This is a genomic window from Brachyspira pilosicoli (assembly GCF_008016535.1).
GTDB lineage: Bacteria > Spirochaetota > Brachyspiria > Brachyspirales > Brachyspiraceae > Brachyspira > Brachyspira pilosicoli_A.
Map to the genome: position 1 here is coordinate 25958 of NZ_SAXY01000051.1, position 7253 is coordinate 33210.

Here is a 7253-nt window from a genome sequence, read left to right on the forward strand (position 1 = left end):
ATTATTTGGTTAAATCTTGTACTATTTTATTAATATTTGAATTATTATTAATATATTTTACATTTAATTTTTTTGCTTCTTCTTTCAAATTTTTATCTATATTTTCTGATATAAAGAATATTTTAAAATTTAATTCATTATTTACTTTTTTTAGTTCAGTGATAAACTCTATAACATTAATCCATACTAAATTAGGATTAAATATTAAAGTATCTATATTATATTTATATATTTTGCTCATAAGTTCGTATAAATTTTCGGCAGTTAATACTTTTATTGAAGAACTTTCAAGTGAAGCTTTGATTTTATTTAGGCTAATACCATCATCATCAACTAGTATAACAGTATTTTCTTTCATAAATAATCCAAAGAAATTAATAATTATTATATTTACCGAGAGAGGGAATCGAACCCTCACTGAGTCGCCCCAATCAGATTTTGAGTCTGACGTGTCTACCAATTTCACCATCTCGGCTTAAAAAACATTTATATTATATTATATAATTATCTAAAAATCAAGTATATTTTTAATGTTAAGTGTCATGGAGCCATAGATATTGTACTTTTACTTGCTATAATATTTTTGATTCTTTCTTTGATTGTAATATAACCTAACGAAGAAATCAATCTTTGATTGTTATAAAAATGTGTATATTCTTTTAATTTTTCTCTCAATAATTCTACTGTGATATTTTTATTTAATCGTGAATAAAATTCTCTTTCGTCTATGCCGTGTACTCTTTCTACTACGCCATTGTATCTTGGTGTTGCTACTGGAATATATCTTCTCTCTAATTTATTTTTTAAGCAGTATTCATCAAAAATATTGATTTTAGGAGTATTAATACAGCGATAAGTATATTCTATACCATTGTCTGTTTGTATAGCTTGTATCTTAAAAGGCGAAGTTTTTAAGACATATTTTAAGAAAGATAAAGCACTAGAAGGTGTTTTATCTTCATAGATTTCTCTCCAACTATAACGAGTAGCTAAATCTACAGCAGTGAATTGATAAACTGTTTTTCTGCCTAATTTGATATATTTAGTGTCTATTTGAACTATTTTGCCTTCTTTTTCTATCTTAGAGACAAATTTTCGTTTATCATATCGCTTCTTTTTCTTTTTTATTTTGTATCTCCAAAGATTATTTCTTTTTAGTACATTCTCTATAGCTGTAACACCTATATTAATGCCTTCACGATTTAAATATGCTTTAATATAATGCTTACCTCGATATTCTTTAGTATAGAGTTCAATAATTAAATTAATAGCTTTTTGATTATTAAAGATATTTGGAGAAGTTTTTGGCTTAGTGCTAAAATTAGCGACAGTTCCAGTGTCTTTATATTTCTTAAGCCAAGTATAAAAAGTGGATTTATTTATTCTTTCCATCTTTAAAAATCTTTTAATATTTTTAGTTTTTAATGCTTCATCCACTATAAATAATTTAAATTCTGTGCTATAATCTTTTTTCATAGTAGTATCCTTTTATTTGTTTTCTATATCAAAATATTATAACAAGGATACTGCTTTTTTTATACTAAAAAATGTCCAATATCTCACACTCCTAAACAATTTTTAATGTTAAGCGTTTATGAGTTTAAGTTATAGTATTATTAATAATGTTGATAGTATAATAAAAATAATATTTATAGAATAGTGTATATTATATTGCTTTTAGAAAGTAAAATTTTTATAGTATATGTATTTTTTAGTATAAAAATAAATAATTAAATATTATAAATAAACACTTCCCTGACGAAGCACTTTATTATTAATACAATCATATAAAGTGGAAGGCAGTTTTTTTTCTATAGTGCCGCAATTAACAATAAGATCAACTTTATCTTTATAAAGTTCTACTAATTTATTGCCGTCATATATAACACCATAACCTGTAGGATTAGCAGAAGGGGCTACTAAAGGCGGAGTCAATTGCAAAAGTTTTTCCATATAATCATCTTTTGGTATTCTAAGAGCCACAGTATCTTTTAAATATAGAAAATCTTTTTTTATCATTTTTTTTAACGGCATAATAAAAGTAAGTTCGCCCGGTATTTTTGCTTTCACTATATCAGGTATATTTCCTTCGCAGAGTATATTAATAAACTTAGAATCTTTTAAGAGTATAAGAAGCGGTTTTTCTCTTTCTCTCTCTTTTATTGAATATATTCTATTAATAGCATCAACATTAAAAGCATCAGCTAGCATTCCATAAACAGTATCAGTTGGAGATATTACAACGCCTCCATCATTTATAACTTTAGCAACTTCTTCTACAGCATATTCTATACTATCAGCATTGTTTTTATCAAGTTCAATTACCATAAAATATCCTTATTATTAATTATCTTCTAATAACAGTAGGGTGAATATATACTTTGGCAAATCCTCTTCTTTTAGCATTATGTAAAGCAAGAAGCGAAGGGGAAATTTCTTTATCAAGATTATCAAAATGATAGTTAGCTTTGTAAGCAGTATATGCTATTCCAGCAGATACAGTATATTTTATAACTATTTCATTATACATTATTTCATTTTTATTAACTAATTCTTTTATTTGCTCTATTTTATCTTCATAAAGTCTTATATCCATTCTCTTAAATGCCACCATAAATAAATTAGTATCATATCTAGCTATAATATCTTCTTCTCTAGAAGCATTAATTAATACTTTAGAAAATTGTAATATTATTTCTTCTCCAGCCATTATACCAAATTCTTCTATTATGTTTTCTATACCATCTATAGAAAAAGAAGCTAATATTATAGTTTCCTCATGCCTTACAGTTTCTGCTAATAATCTTTTAAATTGAATTAAAAATTCATTTTTATTAGAAAAACCTGTTTCTAAGTCAATATTTAATACTTCTTCATATTTCTTTTGTGATTCTTTATAAGACTGATAATTTTTATTTGAAGTTTCAGTCATATTATTTAGAGCACTTTGCAGATAATCTATTTGTTTAAGAGTTTTTTGATGTTCTATATACATTTTCTTTTGTTTCATGGCATTATGTACATTAACTATAAATTCCATTTCATCAAAAGGGGTAAATACAAGCCCATCAATGTCTAATGATATAGCCTCTTCTATAAACTCTATTTTTTTATATGGTGTGCTTAATAATATTACAGGTATTCCTTTAGTATTTTCTTGATTTTTAAAAGTATCTAAAAGCTGAAGCCCTTGAGAATCACCTATATCTGCATCTATTATTATTAAGTCGAGAGATGTTTCATTTGATATATTAATAGCTTGTGAACGTGATTTTGTTGATATTGGGTTGTAATGTCTTTCTTTTAAGATATCAACTATTTTTTCTAATAGTTCTGCTCTATGTTCTATGACTAAAATGTTTTCATTCATAAATAATACTTTACTAATTTTATATATAATATGTTTCAATATCGTAAATAAAACAAAATATATTAAATAAAAATATTCAAATTGTATGATTAAAATATAGTGTGTAATTTTATAAAAATTTATATGTGTCATGGAGCCATAGATATTGTACTTTTACTTGCTATAATATTTTTGATTCTTTCTTTGATTGTAATATAACCTAACGAAGAAATCAATCTTTGATTGTTATAAAAATGTGTATATTCTTTTAATTTTTCTCTCAATAATTCTACTGTGATATTTTTATTTAATCGTGAATAAAATTCTCTTTCGTCTATGCCGTGTACTCTTTCTACTACGCCGTTATATCTTGGTGTTGCTACAGGAATATATCTTCTCTCTAATTTATTTTTCAAGCAGTATTCATCAAAAATATTGATTTTAGAGGTATTGATACAACGGTATGTATATTCCATACCATTATCGGTCTGTATAGCCTGTATCCTAAAAGGTGAAGTTTTTAAGACATATTTTAAGAAAGATAAAGCACTATAAGGTGTTTTATCTTCATAGATTTGCCTCCAACTATAACGAGTAGCTAAATCTACAGCAGTGAATTGATAAACAGTTTTTCTGCCTAATTTGATATATTTAGTGTCTATTTGAACTATTTTGCCTTCTTTTTGTATTTTAGAGACAAATTTACGCTTATCATATCGCTTCTTTTTCTTTTTTATTTTGTATCTCCAAAGATTATTTCTTTTTAGTACATTCTCTATAGCTGTAACCCCTATCTTAATTCCTTTACGATTTAAATATGCTTTAATATAATGCTTACCTCGATATTCTTTAGTATAGAGTTCAATAATTAAATTAATAGCTTCTTGATTATTAAAGATATTTGGAGAAGTTTTCGGTCTAGTGCTAAAATTAGCGACAGTTTCAGTGTCTTTATATTTTTTAAGCCAAGCATAAAAAGTAGATTTGGGTATTTCTTCTATCTTTAGAAATCTTTTAATATTTTTAGTTTTTAATGCTTCATCCACTATAAATAATTTAAATTCTGTGCTATAATCTTTTTTCATAGTAGTATCCTTTATTTATTTTCTATATCAAAATATTATAACAAGGATACTGCTTTTTTTATACTAAAAAATGTCCAATATCTCACACTCCTAAACAATAAAAATTTATATGAATATTGATTTTTTTAATAATTATCCGATAATAAAATAGATTTTAAATAAATAAGTAGATAAAAATTAGTTGTAAATGAGAGTTTTTATATTATTATCTTTATTATTTTTTATAGGCTGTCAAAGTGCCGTTATTATATCGAGTAATTCTGATAATGAAAATTTAAATAATAAAAATAATACAGATGCTATAAATAATGGACAGTTTATATATGTTACAAATGATGTAATAACTAATACTAATAATTTTGAAAATAATGTTTTTTATGTACAAAATACTAAAAGAGGAAAACTTTTAATATTAAAAGAACCCATATTTTTTGATTCTAACAGCAGTGTTGTGAATACAAACATATATGCATCAACTTTAGATTATTTATCTTTAGTATTAAAATCTACAAATATTCTTAGTATATATATAGAAGGGCATATTGATTCTAGTGAAATTAGATATATGAATAAAAATACTGTATATAATCTAAGCCCTACAAATAATATATTATATTTATATGATAGAAATAATGAAGCTGATTTATCATATTTGCGTTCATTGGCGGTAGCAGATTCATTAACAGATAATGATAAAAAATTAAAAATAATAGGGCTTCAAAATTTAATAGACTATGGTACAAAAGAACAAAATAGAAGAGTTGAATTTGTTATAATAGAAAACTCTAATGATATGTATATGTATACCAACTATATATTTAATTTATATTAAACTTTTTTATAATTAGCTTTGAAATTCTCATCAAAATAATAAATCATATCTTCATCTTCTTTATGTGAATCATACCAAACCTGAGCGAAGTAAGGATTTTTCTTAGCTAAAATATCAAAGTTCCAAGTATAGTCTGGCATACATTCTTCGCACCAATGACCTGCTTTTATAATAGTAAATGGTGAAGCTTCAAATTCATGACCTTCAGCACAAGCCCATTTTAGCTTTGTGTGTAAATCTCCTTTAGTCATACTGGTGCTTAAAAGTTTACCGCCTCTAAACTCTGCTGCTTTCTTTAAATCCTCTAAATCTATTTCACTGTCTTTTTTGTTTTCATCATAACCATGATTAAGTAGCTTAGCATTTTTTATATCAAGTAAAGCCTTATAATCTATGTAATTTCCTTCAGAGTCTTTATTTTCAAAAATCAGATTAAAATCTTCCCATTTTTTAGGCAGATTATCAAAATTTTCTAAACTTCCAAAATATGCAATTATTTTACCGTCTTCATTATTTTTACGCCAATATGTTGGTGAATTAGGGTGCGGCAAAAGTCTTTGTATAGCAAAAAATGATATTAAAGCAGGCGGCACAATCTTACCTAATGCATAATACCAATGAGTTTTTCCTATCTCATCCCAATAATCTATAACTGACTCTTTTTGATATGAGAATAATTCTTCTAATTTGTTTCCGTCATAATACCAAAGCCCGTGAAAATTTCTTATGGCATTCCAATTAGGCTTCATATATTTTTTTGTAGAGCCTCCAATGAGTTTAAATCCGTCATTGAATGTATCATAACCAATGAGTCTATTTTCTGCCTTGCTTCCCAAATTAAAACAACCCTTCCAAAAATACTCATCTAAATTACCTTTAATATCTTCTTCTATGATTCTTTTCATTAAAAGTCCGCTATATCTTGCAGTAACCCATTCAAGCGGTGCATTATAGCAAGTATGGAACATTAGTCCGTCACTCATATTATCTGTAAGCATTCTATTATGAAGCATAGCTGTTTGTCTTATTATAGCTCTATTTTCTAATGATGAATTAAGTACATATCTTTCTCCTTTCAATTTTGAAAAAGAATAAACGTCATAAGCACTTATAAGTAATGGGTCGCCAACTCTTCCCCAAGGGTGTTTTTCATTTCTATTTCCATAAAGAGCAACTGTTGATATATGAACTAATTTAGGACGATTGTTTTTAGGAATTGCTTCTAGTATATCAACAATATTTTTAGCTCCTACAAAGTTAGTTAAATATGCTAGTTTTGGGTATTTGTCAGAATTTGGAGGAATAACCGCTGCAAGATTAAGTACATAATGAGAGTCTTTTATTAATTTTTCGCAGTCTTCTTTTTTGTGTAAATATCCTGTAACTATTTCTACTCTTTTACCATACTGTTTTTTGAATTTATTGCCTGCTTTCTTGCTTTCTTTTCTTACTAATACTTTTACAACTTCAATATCTTCTATCTCCATTAATTGTCTTAATGTTTCAAGACCCATATTGCCAGTTGCTCCTGTTAAAGCAATTACATATTTCATTTTATTATCCTTTTATTTCATTAAAATTATACAAACATTTATAGACACTTTTCATTTTATGTAGAATTATATACGAAAAACTATTTTTTGTAAATAACTTGTAAAAAGATATATGAAAAAATGATTTTTTATAAAGAAGATTAAAAAATATTTGAATTTTATTTAAAACCCCGCCCTTTAAAATTTAAAGCCTTTATTTCAATTAAAAATTTTTTATATTAAAAGCAAAATCAGAAAAAGCACACCCACCCAATCTTTTTTAAATTTATAATGAACACACCGCACGGTAAATGCATTATAATATATTAGACTTGTTTCAAAAGTCATTTTTTAACTGATAATTATATATTGATGCTAATATAAAAAATCTTGTATTTAACTTTTGTAAATGATTTCGATATCGAGTAGAAAGTATTTTATATCGTTTGAGAACT

Annotated in this window: 7 protein-coding genes and 1 tRNA gene; 1 reads left to right on the top strand and 7 read right to left on the bottom strand. The window is 25.7% G+C overall.

What is annotated here, in order from left to right:
• Position 1: 1 nt before the first annotated feature.
• From EPJ72_RS08550 to EPJ72_RS08575, 6 genes are all read right to left on the bottom strand, one after another.
• Positions 2–358 carry a response regulator gene (locus tag EPJ72_RS08550; protein WP_147731753.1) on the bottom strand — a complete coding sequence of 119 codons (357 nt, stop codon included), beginning with the start codon at positions 356–358 and terminating at the stop codon, positions 2–4.
• A gap of 33 nt (positions 359–391) precedes the next feature.
• A tRNA-Leu gene (locus EPJ72_RS08555) sits at positions 392–475 on the bottom strand.
• A gap of 65 nt (positions 476–540) precedes the next feature.
• Positions 541–1476: a DDE-type integrase/transposase/recombinase gene (locus EPJ72_RS08560; RefSeq protein WP_147731754.1), complete on the bottom strand. Its 936-nt coding sequence runs from the start codon at positions 1474–1476 to the stop codon at positions 541–543.
• 261 nt (positions 1477–1737) lie between these two features.
• On the bottom strand, positions 1738–2328 hold the full coding sequence (locus tag EPJ72_RS08565) for an L-threonylcarbamoyladenylate synthase (protein WP_147731755.1): 591 nt from the start codon (positions 2326–2328) through the stop codon (positions 1738–1740).
• Positions 2329–2347: 19 nt separating this feature from the next.
• On the bottom strand, positions 2348–3370 hold the full coding sequence (locus EPJ72_RS08570; protein WP_147731756.1) for a GGDEF domain-containing response regulator: 1023 nt from the start codon (positions 3368–3370) through the stop codon (positions 2348–2350).
• Positions 3371–3498: 128 nt separating this feature from the next.
• A complete protein-coding gene (locus tag EPJ72_RS08575) occupies positions 3499–4434 on the bottom strand; it encodes an integrase core domain-containing protein (RefSeq protein ID WP_147731757.1) in 936 nt (311 codons plus the stop codon).
• Between the two features lie 187 nt (positions 4435–4621).
• On the opposite strand from EPJ72_RS08575, the gene EPJ72_RS08580 reads away from it, so the two are divergent.
• A complete protein-coding gene (locus EPJ72_RS08580) occupies positions 4622–5266 on the top strand; it encodes an OmpA family protein (protein ID WP_147731758.1) in 645 nt (214 codons plus the stop codon).
• Here EPJ72_RS08580 and EPJ72_RS08585 read toward each other — a convergent pair.
• Positions 5263–6819: an NAD-dependent epimerase/dehydratase family protein gene (locus EPJ72_RS08585; protein ID WP_147731759.1), complete on the bottom strand. Its 1557-nt coding sequence runs from the start codon at positions 6817–6819 to the stop codon at positions 5263–5265. The two genes, EPJ72_RS08580 and EPJ72_RS08585, sit on opposite strands and share 4 nt — an antisense overlap.
• Positions 6820–7253: the final 434 nt, after the last annotated feature.

Coding starts and splice junctions, on each gene's coding strand:
- EPJ72_RS08585 (WP_147731759.1), bottom strand. CDS start 6,819: ATGAAATATGTAATTGCTTTAACAGGAGCAACTGGCAATATGGGTCTT.
- EPJ72_RS08560 (WP_147731754.1), bottom strand. CDS start 1,476: ATGAAAAAAGATTATAGCACAGAATTTAAATTATTTATAGTGGATGAA.
- EPJ72_RS08575 (WP_147731757.1), bottom strand. CDS start 4,434: ATGAAAAAAGATTATAGCACAGAATTTAAATTATTTATAGTGGATGAA.
- EPJ72_RS08565 (WP_147731755.1), bottom strand. CDS start 2,328: ATGGTAATTGAACTTGATAAAAACAATGCTGATAGTATAGAATATGCT.
- EPJ72_RS08580 (WP_147731758.1), top strand. CDS start 4,622: ATGAGAGTTTTTATATTATTATCTTTATTATTTTTTATAGGCTGTCAA.
- EPJ72_RS08550 (WP_147731753.1), bottom strand. CDS start 358: ATGAAAGAAAATACTGTTATACTAGTTGATGATGATGGTATTAGCCTA.
- EPJ72_RS08570 (WP_147731756.1), bottom strand. CDS start 3,370: ATGAATGAAAACATTTTAGTCATAGAACATAGAGCAGAACTATTAGAA.